This is a genomic window from Pseudomonas sp. 2024-210 (assembly GCF_045062345.1).
Classification (GTDB): domain Bacteria; phylum Pseudomonadota; class Gammaproteobacteria; order Pseudomonadales; family Pseudomonadaceae; genus Aquipseudomonas.
This window is the reverse complement of record NZ_JBJGEJ010000001.1, coordinates 39,369-63,482: the sequence shown is the minus strand read 5'-3', so window position 1 is coordinate 63,482 and position 24,114 is coordinate 39,369. Positions and strand designations below refer to the sequence as shown.

Below are 24,114 nucleotides of genomic sequence, written 5' to 3'. Positions count from 1 at the left end.
ATGTTGGGCTGACCTCAGCACAACGCCAGTAGGACGTGGCGCCGCATTCCCGGTTTAACCTCTGCATATTGGGCTCGCGCTCACTCTGCCTTTATTGCCCTTTACCGATGGAGTCCTAAGATGAAGAAACTCGTGCTTCTTGGCGCCTTGGCACTGTCCGTGCTGTCCCTGCAGGCTTTCGCAGATGAAAAACCTCTGAAAATTGGTATTGAAGCAGCGTACCCTCCGTTTGCCTCCAAGGCGCCGGATGGCAGCATCGTTGGCTTCGACTACGACATCGGTAACGCTCTGTGTGAGCAGATGCAAGTCAAGTGTGTGTGGGTTGAGCAAGAGTTCGACGGCCTGATTCCAGCACTCAAAGTGCGCAAGATCGACGCGATTCTGTCTTCGATGTCCATCACCGACGACCGCAAAAAATCGGTCGACTTCACCACGCGCTACTACCTGACGCCAGCACGTCTGGTGATGAAAGAAGGCACGGTCGTCAGCGACAACCTCGACGAGCTCAAAGGCAAGAAAATCGGCGTGCAGCGCGGTTCGATCCATGACCGTTTCGCCAAGGAAGTGCTGGCCCCTAAAGGTGCCACGGTTGTTCCTTACAGCTCGCAGAATGAAATCTACCTGGATGTACAGGCAGGTCGCCTCGACGGCACCGTGGCCGATGCCACGTTGTTGCAAGACGGTTTCCTGAAAACCGATGCAGGCAAAGGCTATGCGTTTGTGGGCCCACAGTTCACCGACGTTAAATACTTTGGTGATGGCGTAGGCATCGCTGTTCGTAAAGGCGACGCGCTTAAAGGCAAGATCGACGAAGCGATCACTGCCATCCGTGCAAACGGCAAGTACAAGCAAATTCAAGACAAATATTTCGACTTCGATATTTACGGCGCTGACGCGAAGTAATTCATCGCTGCAATTTGTCTGAAATGGCGCAAGCAACAGAATTTCTGAAGTTTGCGCCATTTTTTCATCCTAATTTTCGAGCTAATTTTTCGAGGGCCGGAATCATGTTGAAAGGCTACGGGGCTGTCATCCTCGATGGTGCTTGGCTGACGCTTCAACTCGCCTTGTCGTCCATGGCTCTGGCCATTGTTCTAGGTTTGATCGGTGTTTCGTTGCGCCTGTCTCCGGTGCGCTGGCTGGCCTGGTTGGGTGATCTGTATTCAACGGTCATCCGCGGGATTCCCGATCTGGTACTGATCCTGTTGATTTTTTACGGCGGTCAGAACTTGCTTAACAGCGTGGCGCCCATGCTCGGGCACGACGATTACATTGATCTGAATCCGTTAGCAGCCGGCATCGCCACGTTGGGCTTTATCTTTGGCGCGTACCTCTCCGAGACGTTTCGCGGCGCCTTTATGGCCATACCCAAGGGTCAGGCAGAAGCCGGCATGGCTTACGGCATGAGCAGCTTTCAAGTGTTTTTTCGGGTGTTGGTCCCGCAAATGATTCGCTTGGCGATCCCGGGTTTCACCAACAACTGGCTGGTGTTGACCAAGGCCACAGCGCTGATTTCAGTCGTGGGTCTGCAAGACATGATGTTCAGGGCCAAGCAGGCAGCCGATGCCACGCGCGAGCCGTTCACTTTCTTTCTGGCCGTTGCCGCGATGTACTTGGTGTTGACCAGCGTTTCGCTGCTGGCGTTGCGACAACTTGAGAAGCGCTACTCGGTAGGCGTAAAGGCGGCTGATCTATGATCTTCGATTACACCGTGATTTGGGACAACCTGCCGCTGTACCTGAGTGGTTTGCTGGAAACCCTCAAGCTGTTGGGGATTTCCCTGTTTTTTGGTCTGTTGGTAGCGGTTCCGCTAGGGCTGATGCGTGTCTCCAAACAGCCCTGGGTTAATTTCCCGGCATGGCTTTACACCTATGTGATACGTGGCACGCCCATGCTGGTGCAGCTGTTCTTGGTCTACTACGGCTTGGCTCAGTTCGAAGCGGTGCGCGAGAGTTTTATGTGGCCGCTGCTGTCGAGCGCGACCTTCTGCGCGTGCCTGGCGTTTGCCATCAATACCAGCGCCTACACGGCCGAGATCATTGCCGGCAGCCTCAAGGCCACGCCTCATGGCGAGATTGAAGCGGCCAAGGCGATGGGCATGTCGCGTTCCAAAATGTACCGCCGCATCTTGCTGCCTTCGGCCCTGCGCCGGGCGCTGCCGCAGTACAGCAACGAAGTGATCATGATGCTGCAAACCACCAGTCTGGCGTCCATCGTCACCCTGATCGACATCACGGGTGCCGCACGTACCGTCAATGCGCAGTACTACTTGCCATTTGAGGCCTATATCACGGCAGGCATTTTCTACCTGGGCCTGACCTTTATTCTGGTGCGCCTGTTCAAACTGGCCGAGCGCCGCTGGCTGGGCTACATGGCCCCACGCAAGGCTTGATCCATGGAACGTATTGATCATGTATTGCCGTGGAGCAGCCTAGGCAGTGAGCGCCAGATCACGGTGTTTCGTTTCGGTGCTGGCGAGCGCAAGGCTTATATCCAGGCCAGCTTGCATGCCGACGAGTTGCCGGGTATGCGCTGCGCTTGGGAACTGAAAAAAAGGCTGACTGAACTTGAGGCACAAGGCTTCCTGAACGGTGTGATCGAGTTGGTGCCGGTGGCCAATCCTCTGGGCCTTGGACAACTGCTGCAAGGTAATCATCAGGGGCGCTTTGAGTACGGCAGCGGCAAGAATTTCAACCGCGACTTCGTCGAGTTGAGTGCGCCTGTAGCGCAGAAGTTGGCAGGGCGTTTGGGCGATGATCCGCATGCCAATATTCGTATGATTCGTCAGACGATGCTTGAAGTGCTGACTGAATTGCCGGCCCCCATCACTCAATTGCAAGGGATGCAGCGAGTGCTGCTGAGCCACGCTTGCAATGCCGATATTGTGCTGGACCTGCATTGCGATGCCGAGGCTGCGCTGCACATGTATGCATTGCCTCAGCATTGGCCCAAATGGCGGTCATTGGCGGCGCATTTGAATATGCGGGTCGGATTGCTGGCCGAAGATTCGGGTGGCAGTTCGTTTGATGAGGCGTGTTCTTTACCTTGGCTCAGATTGCAGCGTCAGTTTGGCGAAGCACAGCTACCTTTGGCGTGTATGGCCACCACGCTTGAGCTGGGCGGTCAGGCCGACACCGGGCGTGAGGAAGCACAAGCGTATGCCGAGGGCATTCTGGCGTTTCTCGCTGAGCAAGGCCTGATCACGGGTGAGTGGCCGAGCGCGCAGCATGAGCCGTGCGAAGGCATGCCCTTTGAGGGCACCGAATTACTGTTTGCGCCGCACCCTGGTGTGGTGAGCTTTTTACGTCCGGCGGGCGCCTGGGTAGAAACCGGGGAGCCGGTGTTCGAAGTGATTGATCCTTTATCTGACCGGGTCAGTACGGTATGCGCAGGTACGGCCGGCGTATTATTCGCCGTTGAGCGACTGCGTTATGCCCAACCCGGTTTCTGGCTGGCCAAAGTGGCGGGGCGCGAGCCTTTGCGTCACGGGCGCCTGCTCAACGACTGACTGTTTTTGTGAGAACCGACAGCATGTACAAACTTGAAGTCCAAGACCTGCATAAACGCTATGGCGCTCACGAGGTGCTCAAAGGCGTTTCACTGGCTGCCAAAGCGGGCGACGTGATCAGCATTATTGGTTCCAGCGGTTCGGGTAAAAGTACCTTTTTGCGCTGCATCAACCTGCTTGAGCAGCCGCATGCTGGCAAAATCTTGCTCAATGGCGAAGAGCTGAAGCTGATCGCCAACAAGGACGGTGGGCTCAAGGCCGCTGATCCCAAGCAACTGCAACGCATGCGCTCGCGTCTGTCGATGGTGTTTCAGCATTTCAACCTGTGGTCGCACATGACAGCGCTGGAAAACATCATGGAAGCGCCCGTGCATGTACTGGGCATGTCTAAAGCCGATGCGCGGGAAAAAGCCGAGCATTACTTGAACAAGGTGGGTGTTTCTCATCGCAAGGACGCTTACCCCGGTCATATGTCTGGCGGCGAGCAGCAGCGTGTGGCCATCGCCCGGGCGCTGGCAATGGAGCCTGAAGTCATGCTGTTTGACGAGCCGACATCAGCGCTCGACCCCGAGTTGGTGGGTGATGTACTGAAGGTCATGCAGGATTTGGCACTGGAAGGGCGCACCATGGTGGTCGTTACTCACGAAATGGGCTTTGCCCGTGAAGTGTCTAACCAACTGGTGTTCCTGCACAAAGGTATTGTTGAAGAAAGCGGCAACCCGCGCGAAGTGCTGGTTAATCCGCAATGCGAGCGTTTGCAGCAGTTTCTGTCGGGCAGCCTGAAGTAATCAATTTTAAGACTGCCGCTATGCACTCATATAGGGCATGCTTCGCTCCTTGCGAAACATGCCTGGCGCCTTTGGTTTTTAATCCTGTTTTCGTTCCGGATAGCACGCTATGACCGCCCATCGAATTGGCTTTCTCATTTGGTCCAGCACCAAAGCCCTGACTCTGGCGCTGGCAGAGGAAGCGTTGCGTGTTGCTCAGCGCGTGCATCCAGAAGTCGTTTACGAATTGTCTTTTTTGCAGGCTGAGGCTCCCGCCGAGGGCGCATGGCAACTGCCCGGCGAGCCGTGGGCGGGCAAGCTCGAAGGTTACCAAAAGCTGTTTTTGCTGGCGGATGAACCGCCAATCGCTATAGCACCGGCCTTGAGCAGCGCACTTAAGCAATTGGTGCGTGCCGGGTGTGTGATCGGAGGGCTGTCGGCCGGGGTTTACCCACTTGCGCAATTGGGCCTGCTCGATGGTTATCGTGCGGCTGTGCATTGGCGTTGGCAGGATGATTTCGCCGAGCGCTTTCCTAAGGTGATTGCCACCAGTCATTTGTTTGACTGGGATCGCGACCGTTTGAGCGCATGCGGTGGGTTGTCAGTGCTGGATCTGCTGCTGGCTGTTTTAGCCCGTGACCACGGTGCAGAACTTGCCGGTGCTGTGTCCGAAGAGCTGGTGGTGGAGCGCATTCGTGAAGGCGGTGAGCGCCAGCGTATTCCGCTGCAAAATCGTCTGGGGTCCAGCCATCCCAAACTGACCCAGGCCGTCTTGCTGATGGAAGCCAACATCGAAGAGCCGCTGACCACCGACGAAATCGCCCAGCATGTGTGCGTATCCCGTCGGCAGTTAGAACGTATTTTCAAGCAGTACCTCAATCGTGTGCCGAGTCAGTACTACTTGGAGCTGCGCCTGAACAAGGCCCGGCAAATGTTGATGCAAACCAGCAAGTCGATCATTCAGATTGGCTTGTCGTGCGGGTTCTCGTCCGGGCCCCATTTTTCCAGTGCTTATCGAAACTTCTTTGGCGCAACGCCTCGTGAAGACCGTAATCAGCGACGTAGCAGCAGCCCTTTTGAATTATCCTCGGCGCCCGCCGAGCGCGGTTGACGCTTACTCCTCTGCATCGCTGACGATGACAGGCTCTTCATCCGGCTGGGCCTCGAATTCGACATTCAGGTCAATGCCGGTTTGAGTGAAGTATTCGCGCACACGATCCAGGCTCTCATGCGAGAGTGGGTTGTCCTCCAGGTCGAGTGCCTCGGTTATGTAGGTCGGGGCAATGAAAAGATCGTTCGGTAACTCAGTGATCAGGTTTTCGCTCAAATCAACCACTTCTAATTCAGAAAGGCCCAGGATAGAGGCAGGGAACGCCCTGAGTTCAGTGGCTCTCAGGTGCAAAGTGTTTAAATTTGGCATGTTGCCAAAGTCCGGCGTGATGTTAAGTGGGTTGTAATCCAGATCGATATATTCCAGACGTTCAAGCCCGGCCAAGCCTGCTGCGCTTTCGGCTGTCAAGGTAATCGCGCTGCTCTCAAGGCGTAACTCCGTCAAGTTCGGCATCGAAAAAATAGCCTCGGGTAAAAGATCGAGTTCAAAGCCCTGAAGCTGCAATACGCGTAACCTGGGGAAACGTAGAAGAAACTCGTTAACCCCGACCACCGGCCCCAGCCCGGTTAAAGACAGATAAGTGACGTGACTGAAATCAGCACTGATCTGCGGCATATCCTCCACTATCGTTCGTACAACCGTGAGTTCGAAGCCATCGCGGGTCGGGTCTGCGTAATGGTTGTCGAAGGCCGTTTGCCTGCGCCAGCATCTTTCTAACTCATTGCTGAATGCCCGTCGTTCTTGAACGCTTGCCACTCTTGAATGGGGCGAAATCATCTCGCCTGTTCTTTGGTTCACTGAAGGGGCATTGAGCGTCCACAACTCCAGATCATCGCGCAGTGTTTGCAGCTCTGTATGTAGAGCGCCAAGCACCGGTTGAGCCAGTTCTTCAGTGTTGGGCAAGCTGACCATGAGGCGTGCTCTTTCTCGTGCGTTCAGGCTGGGATAGAGCTGCTGCAGCTGGCGTTCTATGTTTGAGAGCGGGAGGTGGGGTGCATCAGCTCCCAGTAGAGGATAACTGGCCCGGCCATGTGCCAGTTGCATCGGGGATTTGAAATCTTGCGCGACCGGTGGCTGCTCCAGATACAGGCTGACGGGCAGACGCGGTAATAAGGGCTGCTTGCGTACTGCGCTTTTTAGCGCATTACCAAGACCTACATGGGGAAAGCCAAGTTCAACGCGCTCCTGGTCGGGCAAGGCGTGCAGCAGGGCGCTGTACAAATCGTCCGGGCCGTGCAACTCAAGGTTGAGCGTGTCGCGCGCGCTGTAACGGTTTGCGGACTTGATCAACACCTTGCGAATCGGCGCGGCCTCGTCGCCAAGGCTATTGAGCAACGGGCCTTCAAAGTCCTCGTCGCGGATCTCAAGACGCACTGCTTTGGACCAGCCCGGCAGAGTCTCAATGGTTTTAAGGGTCAGCCACTCACTGTCAGGATTGATGACGCAATCCAGGTACAGACCTTCATACGCCCGGCAGACTCTCGACTCTATGACTTGCCATCGCGCCTCTTCCTGTAAACGTATCGGAATGGTTTTTTGATTGAGCAGTTCCAGCACTTCATCGCCCCGGGCATGCCAGATCAGTTCTTGTGCGCCAGTGCTCGAAAGGCCCGGGAAAGCTTTTTGCAACAGTGCTGATTCTGCATTGCCGCGCCGCTCCAGCGTGGTGTAGCGCGAATTGAACAGCTGAACTCGCTTAAGACGCGCTTGGCGCGCCAAGTTGCTGCACAACTTGTCAATTTTTACCTGGAGGTTGGGTAGCTCATCACCCAATGCAGGGCTTTCTCCCAGTAATAGACGGCTCTCAGGTTCGTTCAACTCCTCAAGCACGGTGCTCAGTAATTCGCCTTCCTTGATTTGCGATTCAAGGATGTCGACGTAAGACGCGCTGGCAGTATCCGGAGGATATTGAACAATCACCCACCCCTCTTGATCCAGCACCCTTAAACCTTTGGCTGCTGACCAGTGTTCATTGTCGATGAGCAGTTGCAATTGAGTGTAGGGGTCAGCATTGAGGCGTACGGCCCGGTCCGGGCTTTCCATTTGGGCGATAAATTGCTCAATGTCTTTATCGATTTTAAAACGCTGAACGGTGTCGGCCAGCTGTGCCGGGGCGGGAAGGGCATTGTCGTGGATGTTACGTAATACGGCAGTGTCCGTGCGGGTGATGGCTAATATATTCGCGGCTTCTTCTTCGCTAAAGGCGGCATAGGCCGGGCCCAGGCGTCTGAAAAGTTGCGCATCAGTCCATTGCAGGGGCGTTTCCGTTTCTGTTGACCAAGCCCCGCTGCTGTTATGCCGTAGACGGGGGGAGTAAGTCTGGGGCCGAAGAGGATGTTTTATCCGGTAATGAGGAGGGCGGCCACCTTCTTGCACTTGATAGGTTGTGTTGTCGACGGCTAAAAACTCTGAATCGTTGTAACGATGCAGACCCTTGCTGTTGGGTTGAAGATTGGGTAGCGCATGGTTGGGATGTTCATAAGGTTTGAGGTCGGGTTGCCATAAGCGGGTCACGCCATCGCTGCTTTGAACAGGTTTCAGGTCTTGTACGAACGTGGAGGATTTGGGCAGCAAGTCGCCGATTATTTTTGCACCCGCTGCGAACAGTCCAATTTGAACGGCGCTTTCCAGTATTGAAAACAGATGTTCATAGGCTTCGAGTGCTTTGCCCTCCACCCAGTCGTGAACCCCTTCATACACGTCTTCGAGCAATTGATAAGCCATTTGCAACAACATTATTTCGCCAATGACAGGCACAAAGGGCGCGACCACAAACAGCGCTGCATTGAGCAGCGCCATGCCAATACGTTTGAAGCGGTTCCATCGGTCTTGTCGGGTTTTGCGGTCTTCAGCGTCGGTGGAAACGGCCAGTGTTTTGGCATCCTTGAATATTTTCGCCAGTTTTTTGCTGTAAAGGATTTCCCATACATCGTGCTCCACGCGGGACGTTGCATACGCAAGTGATGGATGACTGATGGGGACGAGTTCTTCGACGTAGCCAAAGTCTCGTAGCGCAAAATCAGGGGCGTTCGGTTTGTCAGTGATCACGGTGAAGTAGGTGTGTTTGAGTGCCGAAAAGAACGCCGCCAATTGATCGTGATCCACCAGTCGGCTAAAAAATTGCTGATAGGCTACGGACTTCAAGCGGGTTGTAAGGTGCTCGATAAAACTGCCCACCGATGCATACTCCTTGATCGGGTGCAGGGGGTCATTGGGGATCGATACCACAATCGACCGCTGATGCTCGGGTATAAAAATAAGTACACCGTCAATCGCCATCGAAAATAATGAAAAGGTGTAGGTTTGCCAAGCCTGATTCAGGTTTGAAATATAAGCCGTGAGCGATTCATGGACGGCAGTCGTAGTGTGTTGCGTCAGAAGTCCATGAGCCAAACCCGCCTTAAGGTTGGCAATATGGCTATCGCGTATTTTTTCTTTAAGGCGTAATTGTTTACCTCGATCATTAAGCCCTAACAGTTCTTTAAGGTAGGCCGTGTAACGTGCCCCTAAGTCGAGTGAGCGGCATAAGAGGATAAATTCCCAAACCGGTATTTTTTTGTTTATATCATCGCGAGCCGTAAAGCGGCCAAGCTCATCCGGGCGGCTGATAAACCCTGATTCGGGAAGGTAGGCATCGGGTACGCTTTCTGCGAGTTCGAAGTTATGCAGGGCCGCTTGAAGTAGGGAGACTCGCCAGGTATGTGCCCCACTGTCGGGCAAACCAACGATGGGCAGGGTAGAGGGTGCGTACAGGTTGATAAAAATATCATTCACATTCAAATCAAGTTTGAAGTGAGTCAGGATATGCTGCTTGAGCAAAGGCTCTGCAAACGCGAGTACGCTCCGGCTGTTTGCCAGTTCTGTTTCGAGGTTCTGATGGGCAGTCTGGCGCTGATAAAGTACTTTTTTGAAATCGTTATTTTGCGCGGAAGTAATGTTTTTTAATGAGGTGTGGAGTGTTGGGCTGGTTTTTTTTAAAGTGGTTAAAGTGTCTGAAGGTAATGATAGTGCCCAGGAGGGGAGCGCATTTTTAATAAGGTTGAAGTGCGCAAGTTTTTGGGTGTGGCTGGCAGGGTCAGGAATGAAAGAGGATGATGTACTCATGATTATTTTCTTTAGAGATAAAGGTGGTGTCAGTTTAGAGTGGCGAGCGTTTTTGATAAGTTGAATGTGCTGTTGGGTTTATATACATATGTAGTTTTATTGGTTGAATATACTTATTGTTTGCAACCGTCGGCGGATTCAATTCCCGCCCATTAAGCCGCTGCCCTGCGAGCGCAGTTGACCGTAAGCCAGGGCTTAATGCGCGTAAGGCTATCCTCAATGATGAGTGCGCAACCGCAGTCGCGGCTTGCCTTACGAAAAATCAATTTGTTTTTACCCTGCCGAACACGAGGCGCAGCGTTTAAACTGCGCCTTTGTGACGGAATATGTCGCATTGTCGAAAACCTTCGAAAAATGGGGTTGAGCGCTATAAGAAGTTGTCGCTTGGCGGCAAGGCTCGACCCTCATGTGTCCTTACAATCCCTCCAACGCTCGCCAGTTCAGGCAGGCGTTCCTCTTCAGGAGACTCCGATGTCCGTTGAGCAAGCCCCGGTGCAACGCGCCGATTTCGATCAGGTCATGGTGCCCAACTATGCCCCTGCGGCCTTTATTCCTGTCCGGGGTGCCGGTTCCCGCGTGTGGGATCAGTCAGGCCGAGAGTTGATCGACTTCGCGGGCGGTATTGCCGTTAATGTGCTGGGCCACGCGCATCCGGCACTGGTAGGTGCATTGACTGAGCAAGCGAACACCCTGTGGCATGTCTCGAACGTATTCACCAACGAGCCAGCATTGCGTCTGGCCAAAAAGTTGGTTGACGCCACGTTTGCAGAGCGCGTGTTTTTTTGTAACTCGGGCGCTGAAGCCAACGAAGCCGCCTTCAAGTTGGCCCGTCGCGTAGCCTTCGATCGTTTTGGTGCAGAAAAGTACGAGATCATTGCCGCACTCAACAGCTTTCATGGCCGCACGCTGTTTACTGTGAACGTAGGCGGGCAATCGAAGTACTCCGACGGTTTCGGTCCGAAGATTACCGGCATCACCCATGTGCCGTTCAACGATCTTGAAGCGTTGAAAGCCGCCATTTCTGACAAGACCTGTGCCGTGGTGCTGGAGCCGATCCAAGGTGAGGGTGGCGTGCTGCCTGGTGAGCTGGACTACCTGCAAGGTGCCCGCGAGCTGTGCAATCAACACAATGCGTTGCTGGTGTTCGACGAAGTGCAAACTGGTATGGGCCGTACCGGCCACCTGTTTGCCTATCAGCATTACGGCGTCACGCCTGACATTCTGACCAGCGCTAAAAGTCTGGGCGGTGGTTTCCCGATCGCGGCCATGTTGACCACTGAAGCGTTGGCCAAACATTTAGTGGTTGGCACACACGGCACTACGTACGGCGGTAACCCGCTGGCGTGCGCGGTCGGCAATGCCGTGATCGATGTGGTCAATACCCCTGAAGTGTTGAATGGCGTGAAAGCCAAGCACGACCTGTTCAAGACCCGCCTCGAAAGCATCGGCCAGCAATACGGCCTGTTTACAGAAGTGCGTGGTTTGGGCCTGTTGATTGGCTGTGTGTTGAGCGATGCCTGGAAGGGTAAAGCGAAAGACATTTTCAATGCCTGCGAAAAAGAAAATTTGATGATTCTGCAGGCTGGCCCGGATGTGGTGCGCTTCGCGCCAAGCCTGGTCGTTGAAGAGGCTGATATCGAAGAAGGCTTGAACCGCTTCGAGCGCGCGGTAAAAACACTGACACAAGCCTGAGTGTGACTTCGACGCTTGAGCGATCAAGCGTCGTTTTTTATGTGTCGAGCCTGTGCGCCATGTTCTGCGTGCGCAGGCTCAACGCTTCCCCTTTTATTTTTTTGATTAAGGAGTGACACCATGCTGGTGATGCGCCCCGCGCAAATGGCTGACCTGGACGAAGTACAGCGTCTGGCTGCGGACAGCCCGATTGGTGTCACATCATTGCCCGACGATGTGGGTCGCTTGCGCGACAAGATCGCCGCGTCCGAAACCTCGTTTGCCGCGGAAGTCAGCTTTAACGGTGAAGAGAGTTATTTTTTTGTGCTTGAAGACAGTGCCACTGGAAAGCTGGTGGGGTGTTCGGCCATCGTCGCTTCGGCGGGTTATTCGGAGCCGTTCTACAGCTTCCGGAACGAGACCTTCGTGCACGCCTCCCGCGAGTTGAAAATTCACAACAAGATTCATGTCTTGTCCCAGTGCCATGACCTGACGGGCAACAGCCTGTTGACCAGTTTTTATGTCGTGCCTGAATTGGTAGGTTCTGCGTGGGCTGAACTCAACTCCCGCGGCCGACTGCTGTTTGTGGCGAATCATCCGGAACGCTTTGCAGATTCGGTGGTGACCGAGATAGTCGGTTACAGCGATGAAAACGGTGACTCGCCGTTCTGGGATGCCATTGGGCGCAACTTTTTCGACTTGAATTACGCTGCCGCCGAGCGCCTGTGCGGGCTGAAAAGCCGTACGTTCCTCGCTGAACTGATGCCGCATTACCCGATCTATGTGCCTCTATTGCCTGACACTGCCCAAGAGGCAATGGGGCAGGTTCATCCGCGTGCGCAGATCACCTTCGACATCTTGATGCGTGAAGGCTTCGAGACGGATCATTACATCGATATCTTTGACGGCGGCCCTACGTTGCATGCGCGGGTATCCGGTATTCGCTCGATCGCTCAAAGCCGTGTAGTGCCTGTCAGAATCGGTGAGCTGAGTACAGGGGGGGGGCGCCAGTATCTGGTCGCCAACGCCCAGTTGCAGGATTACCGAGCGGTATTGCTGGAGCTCGATTGGGCACCGGGTAAACCGGTCACGCTGGATCTGGAAGCGGCCGAGGCGTTGGGCGTTGGTGAAGGTGCCAGCGTGCGAGTCGTCGCGGTTTGAAGCCTTTGAGCGAGATTCACGGGGTTCGTCAGCGAACCCTGATTGAGGAGATAGCATGATCGTTCGTCCTGTACGTAACAGCGATTTACCGGCCCTGATTGAACTGGCCCGCAGCACCGGCACTGGCTTGACGACGCTGCCCGCCAACGAAGAGCGCTTATTGCACCGGGTGACCTGGGCAGAAAAAACCTTTCGTGGCGAAGCGTCGCGTGGCGACGCCGACTACCTTTTTGTGCTTGAAAACGATGAAGGCAAAGTGGTGGGTATTTCCGCCATCGCCGGTGCCGTTGGCCTGCGTGAGCCGTGGTACAACTTTCGCGTGGGGCTGACGGTCAGTGCCTCCCAGGAACTGAACATTTATCGGGAAATTCCGACGCTGTTTCTGGCCAATGACCTGACGGGCAACTCCGAGCTGTGCTCGTTGTTCCTCAGCGCCGATGACCGTACAGGCCTTAATGGTCGTTTGTTGGCCAAGGCCCGGATGCTGTTTATCGCCGAGTTCCCGGAACTGTTTGGTAACAAGATCATTGCTGAAATGCGCGGTATGTCTGATGACGCCGGGCGTTCACCGTTCTGGGAAAGTCTGGGGCGGCATTTCTTCAAGATGGAGTTCAGTCAGGCCGATTACCTCACCGGTGTGGGCAACAAAGCGTTTATCGCCGAGTTGATGCCCAAGTTCCCGGTGTATACGTGCTTCCTGTCAGAGGATGCCCGTGCGGTCATCGGCAAGGTGCACACCGACACTGAGCCAGCCTTGAACATGCTCAAAAGCGAAGGCTTCAGCTATCAGGGTTACGTCGATATTTTTGATGCCGGCCCGGCGGTGGAGTGCGAAACCAGCAAAATCCGTGCGGTGCGTGACAGCGAAGCGTTGGTGCTGGCTATTGGCACGCCGGGAGACGATGCCACGCCTTATCTGATTCACAACCGCAAGCGTGAAGATTGCCGAATTACGGCTGCCCCCGCACGCTTGGCGGCGGGCACGCTAGTGGTCGATCCGCTGACAGCCAAGCGCCTGCAACTGACAGCAGGCGATCAAGTGCGCGCTGTGGCGTTGTCGGCACAACCAGTAGCCCCCAGGGAGTCGAAATAATGAGCACGTTGTATATTGCAGGCGCTTGGCAGAACGGCCTGGGCGAGGCCATTGAATCGCTGAACCCGGTGACACAGCAGGTTGTGTGGGCAGGCAATAGCGCTAATGCCGAACAGGTGAGTGAAGCGGTTAAGGCTGCCCGTCAGGCTTTTCCCGCGTGGGCCAAGCGAACGTTTGAAGAACGCCTGACGATCCTTGAAGCCTTCGCTGCGAGCCTGAAAACCCACGCCGATGAGCTGGCTCATTGCATTGGTGAGGAAACCGGTAAGCCGTTGTGGGAATCGGCAACCGAAGTCACCAGCATGATCAACAAGGTGGGGATTTCAGTACAAAGTTATCGCGAGCGCACCGGTGAAAAAAGTGCACCGCTGGGCGATGCCACTGCCGTTCTGCGCCACAAGCCCCACGGTGTAGTCGCAGTCTTCGGGCCGTATAACTTTCCGGGCCACTTGCCGAATGGGCACATAGTCCCGGCGTTGTTGGCAGGCAACTGCGTGGTATTCAAGCCAAGTGAACTGACCCCGAAAGTCGCTGAATTGACGGTCAAGTGCTGGGTCGAAGCCGGGTTACCAGCCGGCGTGTTGAACCTGCTGCAAGGAGCGCGCAAGACGGGTGTGGCTTTGGCGGCTCACGCGGGAATCGACGGATTATTCTTTACCGGCTCCAGCCGTACCGGGAACAGCCTTCACCAGCAATTTGCCGGTCGCCCAGACAAGATCCTGGCGCTGGAAATGGGGGGTAACAACCCGCTGGTGGTCGATCAGGTGGCTGATCTGGACGCTGCCGTTTACACCATCATTCAGTCAGCATTTATCTCGGCAGGGCAGCGCTGCACCTGTGCGCGTCGATTGCTCGTGCCTCAAGGCGCATGGGGAGACAGCTTGCTGGAGCGTCTGGTTGAGGTCAGCAAAAGCATCGAGGTCGGTGCTTTTGACCAGCAACCCGCGCCGTTTATGGGCTCGGTCATTTCCCTTTCAGCGGCGCGTGATTTGATGTCGGCGCAGACGCTGTTGATCGACAGTGGCGCGAAGGTCCTTCTGCGCATGACGCAACCCACCACCACGTCGGCCCTGTTGACCCCGGGCATCATCGATGTGACCGAAGTCAGTGAGCGTTCGGACGAAGAACTGTTCGGCCCATTGTTGCAAGTGATTCGCTACGCGGACTTTGATGCGGCGATAGCCGAGGCCAACAACACCGCCTTTGGTTTGGCGGCGGGACTGTTGTCTGATTCCCAGGCGCGCTACCAGCAATTCTGGCTGGAAAGCCGGGCAGGCATCGTCAACTGGAACAAGCAGCTGACGGGGGCGGCCAGCAGTGCGCCCTTTGGTGGTATTGGCGCGTCGGGTAATCACCGCGCCAGTGCGTATTACGCGGCCGACTATTGCGCCTATCCGGTGGCGTCGCTAGAAACCGCGACCCTGACGGTGCCCGCCACATTGACCCCCGGCGTGCGTTTGTCCTGACAAGAGCCCTGGGGTCGCTGCCGAAGGCTGCGACCCCAGACGTATTCTTGTAGCGTCTTTTTTAGAACAGTTTGTTGGAGCCTCACCGATGAAGTCCTTTGAAGTCAATTTTGACGGTTTAGTGGGGCCGACCCATAACTATGGCGGCTTGTCGTTTGGCAACGTCGCGTCCCAGAGCAACAGTCAGCAGGCTTCGAATCCCAAGGAGGCCGCGCTGCAAGGCCTGGAAAAAATGAAAGCGCTGATGGACATGGGGTTTGTCCAGGGCGTACTTGCACCGCAAGAAAGGCCGGATGTGGCGGCATTACGCAGCGTGGGGTTTTGCGGTTCGGATGCTCAAGTGATTGAGCGGGCGGCCAAAGAGGCCATGCCCTTGCTGGTGGCCAGTTGCTCGGCATCCAGCATGTGGGTGGCCAATGCGGCGACGGTCAGCCCCAGCGCGGACACGGCCGATGGCCGCGTGCATTTCACCGCGGCCAATTTGAACTGCAAGTTTCACCGCAGCATCGAGCACCCGACTACCAGCCGTGTGCTCAGCGCGATGTTTGCCAATCAAGACCACTTTGCCCACCACGCCGCCTTGCCTGCGGTGGCTCAGTTTGGCGATGAGGGTGCAGCCAACCACACGCGTTTCTGTCGTGATTATGGTGAGGCAGGCGTTGAGTTTTTTGTATTCGGCCGCAGCGCGTTCGACAGCCGCTACCCGGCACCGCAAAAGTATCCGGCGCGTCAGACACTGGAAGCATCTCAAGCCGTGGCCCGGCTCCATGGCCTGAGCGAAGAGGGCGTAGTCTTTGCTCAGCAAAACCCGGCGGTCATCGATCAGGGCGTGTTTCATAACGACGTGATCGCGGTGGGCAACGCAGAGTTGTTGTTCCATCACCAAGATGCTTTTTTGAATACCGAGCAAACACTCGCTGAACTGCACGGCAAATTGGCGGCACGTGGCGCGAACTTCCAGTCAATCAGCGTGCCTCGTGATCAGGTCGCGGTTGAGGATGCGGTGCGCTCTTATTTGTTTAACAGCCAGTTACTGACCCGTGCCAACGGCTCAATGTTACTGATTGTTCCCGAAGAGTGTCGTGCCAACCCTCGTGTCTGGCAGTATCTGCAAGGATTGATCGCCTCGGCCGGGCCGATTGCCGAGGTCAAGGTGTTTGACCTCAAGCAGAGCATGCAGAATGGCGGCGGCCCAGCCTGCCTGCGTCTGCGGGTAGCGTTAAATGAAAAGGAACTGTCGGCGGTCAATCCGGGCGTTATCATGACGCCAGCGCTGTACGAAACACTGACTCAGTGGGTGAGCAAGCATTACCGTGACGCCTTGCGCGAAAACGATTTGGCCGACCCTCAGTTGTTGAACGAATGCCGCACGGCGCTGGATGAACTGACGCAGATTCTGGATTTGGGTTCGGTTTATCCTTTTCAGATCAATTGATCAAACGTGTGCTCGCGGCGTAGACCGCAGGCAGGCGACATTACTAAAGATGAGAGCGAAATTATGAGCGATTCCCTGCAACTGATTCTTGAAGACACTGACGGCACACAGCTTGAAACCTCATGCACGCGCGTGGCGATCATCTGGCAGGGCAAGGAAGTCTGGATTCAACAAGACGGCCGCGGCCAGTTGCTGATCGGTGTGGATGTGGAAGAAGGTGACGCTGAATACGCCAACCTGTTGCTACGTCCGTTGGCCACTAACCTGGTCAGCCTGCAACTCGAAATGGAACCGGCTGATCCGAGCGATGACGAAGAAGGTCACGTGCATGGTCCAGACTGCAATCACTGATTAAAGGTGCTCTATGCTCGCTCTCGGCAAACTGCTTGATCTGACCCTGGCCGGACGTGAACCGGCCGAGAAAACTCAACTGACTGTCGATGGCGTGCGTATGCGCTGGCTGGCCGAGGGGGCACTTGAGGTGCGCCCTCCTGAAGCCCGGGACAGCGGAATGGACTTGCTGTTGTCGGCGGGTGTTCACGGCAATGAAACAGCGCCCATTGAATTGCTTGATCGTTTGTTACACGACATCGCAGGGGGCGTTATAAAACCCCGTGTCCGTATTTTGTTTTTGTTTGGTAACCCGGCCGCCATGCGCACGGGTGCCCGATTCGTTGAAGAAGACCTCAACCGATTGTTCAACGGTCGTCACGAAAGTAGCAGCGGTTATGAGGCCATGCGTGCCCATGAGCTGGAGCGGTTGGCGACAACGTTCTTCAGTGTGCCCCAGCGTACCCGGCTGCACTACGATCTGCACACTGCCATTCGTGGCTCCATGATCGAACAATTCGCACTTTATCCCTTTAAAGAAGGCCGCCCGCATTCCCTTCGTGAGCTTGCAAGGCTACGTGCCGCCGGTATGCAGGCCGTTTTGCTGCAAAACAAGCCTTCCATCGTATTCAGTGCGTTTACCTACGAACAGCTGCAGGTTGAGGCGTTTACCCTCGAACTGGGTAAGGCACGGCCTTTTGGTCAGAACGAGGGGTTGAACCTGCAACCTCTTGAGCGGCGCTTGAAACACATCATTGAGGGCACTGAACCGTTTGAAGATTCCATTGATGGTCTGGCGCTGTTTCGCGTAGCCCGTGAAGTGATCAAGCACAGCGACAGATTTATGCTGCATTTGCCGCTTCATGTCGAAAACTTTTCTGAACTGCCCAAAGGCTATGTGCTGGCCGATGATCCGGGGCATGCGCGCTGGGTGATTGAAGAGCAGGGTGCCCGAATTATATTTCCCAATCCCAAGGTCAAGAATGGCTTGCGCGCCGGGATGATCATTGAGCCTGCCACCCTGAAAAACCTCGATTAGACATCTGAATAATAAATATAGGTTTTGCGCAGAGGCAGTCCAAGCTCCTCGCGTATTCCGTTTTCGCTATAGGGCTTGGGGTTGGTCGTGCTGGCAGGGGTGGTGGGATCACCATCAAAGTCAAAAGGCTCTACGTTGCAAGGCAGGCCTACGGCTTGAAGCTCAATATTGTTGACCTGCGGGGCTTGTTTGACGCCGCTAGGCCCGTCTGGGCTCGCGCCCATAAACCGTGTGCCCGTCACATGGTTATAGGCGTGACACAGTTCATGGTAGAGCGCCGCAATCGGCAATGAGTTTTTGGTCGAAAATGCCGGGTTGTAATAGACCGTGCCGCCAAAATCTGGAATGCCCGACTGACCCACCTGAATAAAAGACCTCCCGTCGCCAATATTCGGTATGTAAAGGCCGTTCTTAATATGTTTGAGTTCGGCAATGGTGATGGGCTTTTGGCTTTTGCGGATACTGTTGGTCAATGCTGAGATCAGTTGATGCCCCGCTTCAGAACTGAGTAGCAGCCTTAAATCATCTTGAACCCGTTCAATGAACGCCTCGTTACCTTGAACAATGAGACCTGACTCTGACAGGGGTTCTGAGGTGACTTTTATAATGTTTGTGTTTGGGCGGCGTGATGGGGTTTTCATGGTTTGGCTAAAGTCGATCTTGCCCTCAGTAATAAAGGCAGGATCACTGGCAGTAAAAATTGTGTCACTACCCTTCACGCCATCAAGGATGTCTTGGCCTTTGCCCGCATAGATAACGTTAGATCCGGAGCCTGCGGTGAGCAAGTCGTCGCCCTCGTTACCCCACAAGACAGTGTGACCCTGGCCGCCAACCGCGACATCATTGCCTTCGCCTGCATCGATAAATGCCATGCCAGTGCCAGCTCTAATGAAGTCCTCCCCCTTGCCGGTATACGCAACCGTTGTGCCTGAGCCGTTGGCGTTGACAATGTCGTTGCCGTCTCCTGTGTTGACATAGGAATTCCCTGCGCCTGTCATGACCCTGTCATTGCCCTGGCCGGTAATAACCGTGGTTTCCTCAGCGTTACTGACGACGGAGTCATTACCGGCGCCGGTTTCAATATGGAACGGATTTTTAAAGCTGTCGACGATATAGACCGTGTCGTCCTCATGGCCGGTATGTATCTCAATAATTTGTTTAGCGCTGGCCGGTTTTATTTGATAGCGCTCGTGGTTCAGGTCGATCAAAAGCGTGTCCTGATCGCCTTTAGTGACGAAAATCGACGCGCGCGACGATGAGGCGGTGAAAACAAGTCGATCAATCGGTGTGGGATACAGAGCGCCTTCGGTCACGTGGCGCACGATGGTGGCGTGGTCGCCCAGGTGAAGGATGCTGCGTGTGGTGGTCTCTGAGACACCGGGCAAAGGCCTGGACACCTCAACATGAGTTCGCTCAGGTGCGGCTTTAGCGCTGCCATCGAGCTCAAAATGATGAGGGGCAGGGGAAGACGTAGCAGAAGGGGGAGTTGGACACATACACTGAATTCCAAAGAGTGGTAGTCAACAATCGCGAGCGTTTGCGCTCATGACTGGCGATTGAACCTCTTTGTCCTTTTGAGTGTGCGTTACATAGCTATGCAGCCTACCTCGACGGGCCCGAGGACGGGCCAGTCGAGATCACATCACTTACATCGCGCGTTTTTGCTGGGTATCCAGGCGCTTGATGGCACGGATTTTTTGCAGGGTATCTACGCAGGTTTTCGCTGCTTCCTGACCTTTGTGCACGAAGTGGTCGAAGAAAAACTTCTGATGCTCTTCGCCCGCGTGGAAGTGGTGTGGGGTCAGGCTGACCGAGAACACCGGTACTTCGGTCTCGAGCTGCACTTGCATCAGGCCACTGACGACCGACTGGGCAACGAAATCGTGGCGATAGATACCACCGTCGACAACCAGCGCTGCGCCGACAATCCCGGCGTAACGACCGGTCTTGGCCAGTAGTTTGGCGTGCAGCGGAATTTCAAAGGCGCCACCGACTTCAAAGAAATCGATGTCGCTTTCCTGATAGCCCTGCACCAGCATTTCAGCCAGAAAGCCTTTACGGCTCTGGTCGACAATCTCTTTGTGCCAGGAAGCCTGGATAAACGCGACACGCTCGTTGTGGTGAATTGCTGTGGGTTGCATGTTCAGATTCCTGTTTGTGTGAAAAACAGGGCATATGAATCGAATGGGATTAAAGGGTACGTTCAGACGGGTTGCAGTGTGCAATAAGTACTGTGCAAACCCGCCTGGTTGACGGCCCTTTGGCGCCAATCCCGTTCTCTCTTCATCCGGACTATGACCGTCGGCCCCGGGATCACACCGGGTCTGCTGACCTTGACCGTTCCGAAGCCAAAGCTGTCGGGTCTGCCAAGCGCTCGCGGGCTATACGCATTGCGCGCAATTACCGCCGGTGGGGAGTTGCACCCCGCCCTGAGAACGTTGCCGCCAGCCTTTCTGGCGGCGGACATTTTGTATCACATCTGTTTCAAGGATGCATTGATGCTTTTTGCTAATAGCCATCAAAATTCCCGATTGTTTTATCGAGCCATTCCTAATATTAGTGCTTGAGTGTGCGTAGTCGTGCCGGCTGTACCCCTATCCGAAATGGAATTCTCCGATTGGCATCCTGTGCTGATCTCACTTTGCCGAGGCTTGTTCAATGACTGTTATCGATCTTCGTAGTGACACCGTGACCCAACCCAGTGCCGGCATGCGCGAAGCCATGGCAAGTGCGCCGCTGGGGGACGATGTCTATGGCGAAGACCCAGCGGTGAATACGCTTGAGACCGAACTGGCCTTGCGTCTTGGCTTCGCTCAGGCGCTCTTTGTGCCCTCGGGCACGATGAGTAACTTGTTGGCACTGATGGCGCATTGTGGGCGGGGCGACGAGTACATCGTGGGGCAGCAGGCTCATACCTATAAATATGAAGGGGGCGGGGCGGCGGTACTGGGCTCAATCCAGCCCCAGCCGTTGGAGAACCAGGCAGATGGCAGTCTGGATCTGAATCAAGTAGCGGCGGCGATCAAGCCGGACGACTTTCATTTCGCCCGCACGCGCCTGCTGGCGCTGGAAAATACCATGCAAGGCAAGGTGTTACCGGTTGAATATCTGGCCGCGGCAAGCCGTCTGACCCGCGAACGTGGCCTTGCGTTGCACCTGGATGGCGCCCGGTTGTACAACGCGGCCATTAAACTGGGCGTCGATGCCGCCGACATAACACGCCATTTTGATTCGGTCTCGGTGTGCCTGTCCAAAGGGCTGGGTGCGCCGGTGGGTTCAGTGCTGTGTGGTAGTGGCGAGTTGATCGGTAAGGCGCGGCGGTTGCGCAAGATGGTCGGCGGCGGCATGCGCCAAGCTGGCCAGTTAGCGGCTGCGGGACTGTATGCACTGGACCACCAGGTCGAGCGTCTGGCGCATGACCATGACAATGCTCAACGGCTGGCCGAAGGGTTGCGGGCGGCGGGTTACGAGGTTGAGCCGGTACAGACCAATATGGTGTACGTGCAGTTGGGCGACCGTTCGCAAGCCTTGAAGGCCATGGCTGGCGAACACAGCATCAAGCTGACGGCCGCACCGCGCTTGCGTATGGTGACGCATATGGATGTCAGTCGCGGGCAAATTGAGCGAGTGATTGACGTTTTCACTGAATTTAACCGTCAATGAGTGCGCAGGCCGTCCAATTGCTTGCGCCTATCGTATAAACACGCTGTACCCAAGGCGAAGGGCCGATATAATGCGGCCCTTTGCGAGTCGCATTGTCGTTGGACATGATTGACTTGCCTCTGGCCGCAGCCTCCGTGGAAGAACCTATGAAAAGCGCAGAAATCCGTGAAGCCTTCCTTCGCTTCTTCGAGGAGCAAGGTCACACCCGTGTCCCTTCCAGCTCCTTGGTGCCGAATAACGACCCAACCCTGCTGTTCACCAACGCGGGGATGAATCAGTTCAAGGACTGCTTCCTGGGTCAGGAAAAACGTGCCTACACCCGTGCAACCAGCAGCCAGAAATGCGTGCGTGCCGGTGGCAAGAACAGCGATCTGGAAAACGTCGGTTACACCGCACGTCACCACACTTTTTTCGAAATGCTCGGCAACTTCAGCTTTGGCGACTATTTCAAGAAGGATGCGATCAACTTCGCCTGGACGTTCCTGACCGGCGTTTTGAAGCTGCCAAAGGACAAACTGTGGGTAACGGTTTACGCCAGTGATGACGAAGCCTATGACATCTGGACCAAAGATGTGGGCGTGCCGCCTGAGCGCATGATCCGTATCGGCGACAACAAGGGTGCTCCGTACGCGTCCGATAACTTCTGGACCATGGGCGATACCGGCCCGTGCGGCCCGTGCACCGAGATTTTCTACGATCATGGCCCTGAAATCTGGGGTGGCCCACCGGGTTCGCCAGATGAAGACGGTGACCGTTACATCGAAATCTGGAACAACGTTTTCATGCAGTTCAACCGCACCGCCGATGGTGTGTTGCATCCGTTGCCAGCGCCGTCGGTAGACACCGGCATGGGCCTGGAGCGGATCAGTGCGGTGATGCAGCACGTTAACTCCAACTACGACATCGACCTGTTCCAGAGCCTGCTGAAAGCCGCTGCCCAAGCGATTGGTTGCGCCAACGAAGGTCAGGCCTCGCTTAAAGTCGTGGCCGACCATATTCGTTCGTGCAGCTTCCTGATTGCTGACGGCGTGCTGCCTTCCAACGAAGGTCGTGGCTACGTGCTGCGCCGCATCATTCGTCGCGCCTGCCGTCACGGCAATAAACTGGGCGCAACTGGCAATTTCTTCTACAAGATCGTCGCGGCCCTGGTGGCAGAGATGGGCGCGAGCTTTCCGGAGCTGGTGCGCGAACAGGCCAACATCGAGCGCGTGCTTAAAGCCGAAGAAGAGCAATTCTCCAAGACCCTGGAGCAAGGCCTGAAGATCCTTGAACAGGATCTGGCTGAACTGAAGGGTACCGTTGTGCCGGGCGACGTGGTGTTCAAACTGTACGACACCTACGGTTTCCCGATGGACCTGACCGCAGACATTGCCCGTGAACGTAATCTGACCGTGGATGAAGCCGGTTTTGAGCGCGAGATGGAAGCCCAGCGGGTGCGGGCGCGCTCGGCCAGCTCGTTCGGTCTGGACTACAACACATTGGTCAAAGTGGACGTGCCAACCGAGTTCATCGGTTACCACGCCACACAAGGTTCGGCCAAAGTGATTGCTCTCTATAAAGAAGGCAAATCGGTCGACTTCCTTAATGAAGGCGACGAAGGCGTGGTGGTTCTCGATCAGACGCCGTTCTACGCCGAGTCGGGCGGACAGGTCGGTGATTGCGGTTACCTGCAAGCCGGCGCAGCCCGCTTCGATGTGCGCGACACCACTAAAACGGGTGGCGCATTCCTGCATCACGGCGCTGTGGTAGCCGGTGCCTTGAAGGTCGGCGAAACCGTTACGACTGAGGTTGATGCGGATGTACGTCACGCTACGGCATTGAATCACTCGGCCACTCATTTGTTGCACGCGGCCTTGCGCCAAGTGCTGGGTGAGCACGTGCAGCAGAAAGGTTCGTTGGTCGACAGTCAGCGCCTGCGTTTTGACTTCAGTCACTTCGAATCCATCAAGCCTGAGCAAATCAAGGCGCTGGAAGACATCGTCAACACCGAGATTCGCAATAACACACCGGTTGAGATGGAAGAAACCGACATCGAAACCGCCAAGCAAAAAGGTGCCATGGCACTGTTTGGCGAGAAGTACGGCGACAGCGTTCGCGTACTGAGCATGGGCGGGGATTTCTCGGTTGAGTTGTGCGGCGGCATCCATGCCAGCCGTACCGGCGATATCGGTCTGTTCAAAATCACCAGCGAAAGCGGTGTCGCCTCGGGCATTCGTCGTATTGAGGCGGTGACAGGCGCAGCAGCACTGGCGTATCTGAATGCCGCTGAAGAGCAGCTAAAAGAAGCCGCCAGCCTGATCAAAGGTTCGCGCGAGAACTTGATCGACAAACTGTCGGCCGTGCTTGAGCGTAATCGCCAGTTGGAAAAGCAACTCGAACAATTGCAGGCCAAGGCCGCAAGCGCGGCAGGCGATGACCTGTCATCGTCTGCAGTGGATGTAAAAGGCGTAAAAGTGTTGGCTGCCCGCCTGGACGGTCAAGACGGTAAAGCGCTGCTGGCGCTGGTTGATCAGCTGAAGAACAAACTCGGCCGTGCAGTGATCCTGCTGGGCAGTGTTCATGAAGACAAGGTTGTATTGGTTGCAGGCGTAACCAAAGACCTGACTGGCCAACTCAAAGCCGGTGATTTGATGAAACAGGCCGCTGCGGCAGTGGGCGGGAAGGGCGGTGGTCGTCCTGACATGGCGCAGGGTGGTGGTGTTGATGCCGCCGCTCTGGATGCCGCGCTGGCCCTGACTGCGCCATTTGTCGAACAGGGTATCTGAG

General features: G+C 55.5%; 19 protein-coding genes and 1 riboswitch. Of the genes, 16 read left to right on the top strand and 3 right to left on the bottom strand.

Annotation, left to right across the window (positions count from 1 at the left end):
• Positions 1-120 precede the first annotated feature (120 nt).
• The 6 genes from ACI7MX_RS00285 (at position 121) to argR (ending at position 5,386) form a co-directional block, all read left to right on the top strand.
• Positions 121-903, top strand: coding sequence for an ABC transporter substrate-binding protein (locus ACI7MX_RS00285; RefSeq protein WP_314487875.1), 783 nt, complete (start codon positions 121-123; stop codon positions 901-903).
• 104 nt (positions 904-1,007) lie between these two features.
• Positions 1,008-1,697: an ABC transporter permease gene (locus tag ACI7MX_RS00280; RefSeq protein ID WP_314487878.1), complete on the top strand. Its 690-nt coding sequence runs from the start codon at positions 1,008-1,010 to the stop codon at positions 1,695-1,697.
• Complete coding sequence (locus tag ACI7MX_RS00275) at positions 1,694-2,392, top strand: ABC transporter permease (protein ID WP_314487881.1); 699 nt, start codon at positions 1,694-1,696, stop codon at positions 2,390-2,392. Before ACI7MX_RS00280 ends, ACI7MX_RS00275 begins: the two co-directional genes overlap by 4 nt.
• A 3-nt stretch (positions 2,393-2,395) precedes the next feature.
• Positions 2,396-3,508, top strand: coding sequence for a succinylglutamate desuccinylase/aspartoacylase family protein (locus ACI7MX_RS00270; RefSeq protein WP_405586424.1), 1,113 nt, complete (start codon positions 2,396-2,398; stop codon positions 3,506-3,508).
• A 23-nt stretch (positions 3,509-3,531) separates the two neighbouring features.
• Positions 3,532-4,296, top strand: a complete 765-nt coding sequence (locus ACI7MX_RS00265; RefSeq protein ID WP_153378437.1) for an ABC transporter ATP-binding protein — start codon at positions 3,532-3,534, stop codon at positions 4,294-4,296.
• Between the two features lie 109 nt (positions 4,297-4,405).
• Positions 4,406-5,386 (top strand): transcriptional regulator ArgR, encoded by a 981-nt coding sequence (argR, locus tag ACI7MX_RS00260; RefSeq protein WP_405586428.1) that lies wholly within the window; start codon positions 4,406-4,408, stop codon positions 5,384-5,386.
• A gap of 3 nt (positions 5,387-5,389) precedes the next feature.
• Here the strand turns inward: argR and ACI7MX_RS00255 are convergent, their stop codons facing one another.
• Positions 5,390-9,244 carry a dermonecrotic toxin domain-containing protein gene (locus tag ACI7MX_RS00255; RefSeq protein WP_405595977.1) on the bottom strand — a complete coding sequence of 1,285 codons (3,855 nt, stop codon included), beginning with the start codon at positions 9,242-9,244 and terminating at the stop codon, positions 5,390-5,392.
• 49 nt (positions 9,245-9,293) lie between these two features.
• Between ACI7MX_RS00255 and ACI7MX_RS00250 the strand changes: the two genes are divergently transcribed.
• The 8 genes from ACI7MX_RS00250 to astE all read left to right on the top strand — a co-directional run bounded on the left by ACI7MX_RS00250 (position 9,294) and on the right by astE (position 17,685).
• Complete coding sequence (locus ACI7MX_RS00250; protein ID WP_405586524.1) at positions 9,294-9,554, top strand: hypothetical protein; 261 nt, start codon at positions 9,294-9,296, stop codon at positions 9,552-9,554.
• Between the two features lie 407 nt (positions 9,555-9,961).
• Positions 9,962-11,182 carry an aspartate aminotransferase family protein gene (locus ACI7MX_RS00245; protein WP_314487890.1) on the top strand — a complete coding sequence of 407 codons (1,221 nt, stop codon included), beginning with the start codon at positions 9,962-9,964 and terminating at the stop codon, positions 11,180-11,182.
• Positions 11,183-11,302: 120 nt separating this feature from the next.
• Entirely contained in the window at positions 11,303-12,322 is a 1,020-nt protein-coding gene (aruF, locus tag ACI7MX_RS00240; RefSeq protein WP_314487893.1) for an arginine/ornithine succinyltransferase subunit alpha, read from the top strand.
• A gap of 55 nt (positions 12,323-12,377) precedes the next feature.
• Positions 12,378-13,415 (top strand): arginine N-succinyltransferase, encoded by a 1,038-nt coding sequence (gene astA, locus ACI7MX_RS00235; protein WP_314487895.1) that lies wholly within the window; start codon positions 12,378-12,380, stop codon positions 13,413-13,415.
• A complete protein-coding gene (gene astD / locus ACI7MX_RS00230) occupies positions 13,412-14,881 on the top strand; it encodes a succinylglutamate-semialdehyde dehydrogenase (protein ID WP_405586515.1) in 1,470 nt (489 codons plus the stop codon). Before astA ends, astD begins: the two co-directional genes overlap by 4 nt.
• An 88-nt stretch (positions 14,882-14,969) precedes the next feature.
• Positions 14,970-16,316 (top strand): N-succinylarginine dihydrolase, encoded by a 1,347-nt coding sequence (gene astB, locus ACI7MX_RS00225; RefSeq protein WP_405586433.1) that lies wholly within the window; start codon positions 14,970-14,972, stop codon positions 16,314-16,316.
• Positions 16,317-16,379: 63 nt separating this feature from the next.
• On the top strand, positions 16,380-16,667 hold the full coding sequence (locus ACI7MX_RS00220; RefSeq protein WP_122783397.1) for a topoisomerase II: 288 nt from the start codon (positions 16,380-16,382) through the stop codon (positions 16,665-16,667).
• A gap of 13 nt (positions 16,668-16,680) precedes the next feature.
• The gene (astE, locus tag ACI7MX_RS00215; RefSeq protein ID WP_405586436.1) at positions 16,681-17,685 is read left to right on the top strand and encodes a succinylglutamate desuccinylase; all 1,005 of its coding nucleotides are present in this window, start codon (positions 16,681-16,683) and stop codon (positions 17,683-17,685) included.
• On the opposite strand, the gene ACI7MX_RS00210 is transcribed toward astE, so the two are convergent.
• Positions 17,682-19,070 carry a M91 family zinc metallopeptidase gene (locus ACI7MX_RS00210; protein WP_405586439.1) on the bottom strand — a complete coding sequence of 463 codons (1,389 nt, stop codon included), beginning with the start codon at positions 19,068-19,070 and terminating at the stop codon, positions 17,682-17,684. The genes astE and ACI7MX_RS00210 overlap by 4 nt on opposite strands.
• A 261-nt stretch (positions 19,071-19,331) precedes the next feature.
• On the bottom strand, positions 19,332-19,826 hold the full coding sequence (locus tag ACI7MX_RS00205) for a 6,7-dimethyl-8-ribityllumazine synthase (protein ID WP_122783394.1): 495 nt from the start codon (positions 19,824-19,826) through the stop codon (positions 19,332-19,334).
• A gap of 129 nt (positions 19,827-19,955) precedes the next feature.
• Positions 19,956-20,126: riboswitch (FMN riboswitch) on the bottom strand.
• Positions 20,127-20,343: 217 nt separating this feature from the next.
• Here ACI7MX_RS00205 and ltaE point away from each other — a divergent pair.
• Both ltaE and alaS read left to right on the top strand, forming a co-directional pair.
• Positions 20,344-21,348, top strand: coding sequence for a low-specificity L-threonine aldolase (ltaE, locus tag ACI7MX_RS00200; RefSeq protein WP_405586443.1), 1,005 nt, complete (start codon positions 20,344-20,346; stop codon positions 21,346-21,348).
• A 146-nt stretch (positions 21,349-21,494) separates the two neighbouring features.
• Entirely contained in the window at positions 21,495-24,113 is a 2,619-nt protein-coding gene (gene alaS, locus ACI7MX_RS00195; RefSeq protein WP_405586446.1) for an alanine--tRNA ligase, read from the top strand.
• The last annotated feature ends 1 nt before the right edge of the window (position 24,114 follow it).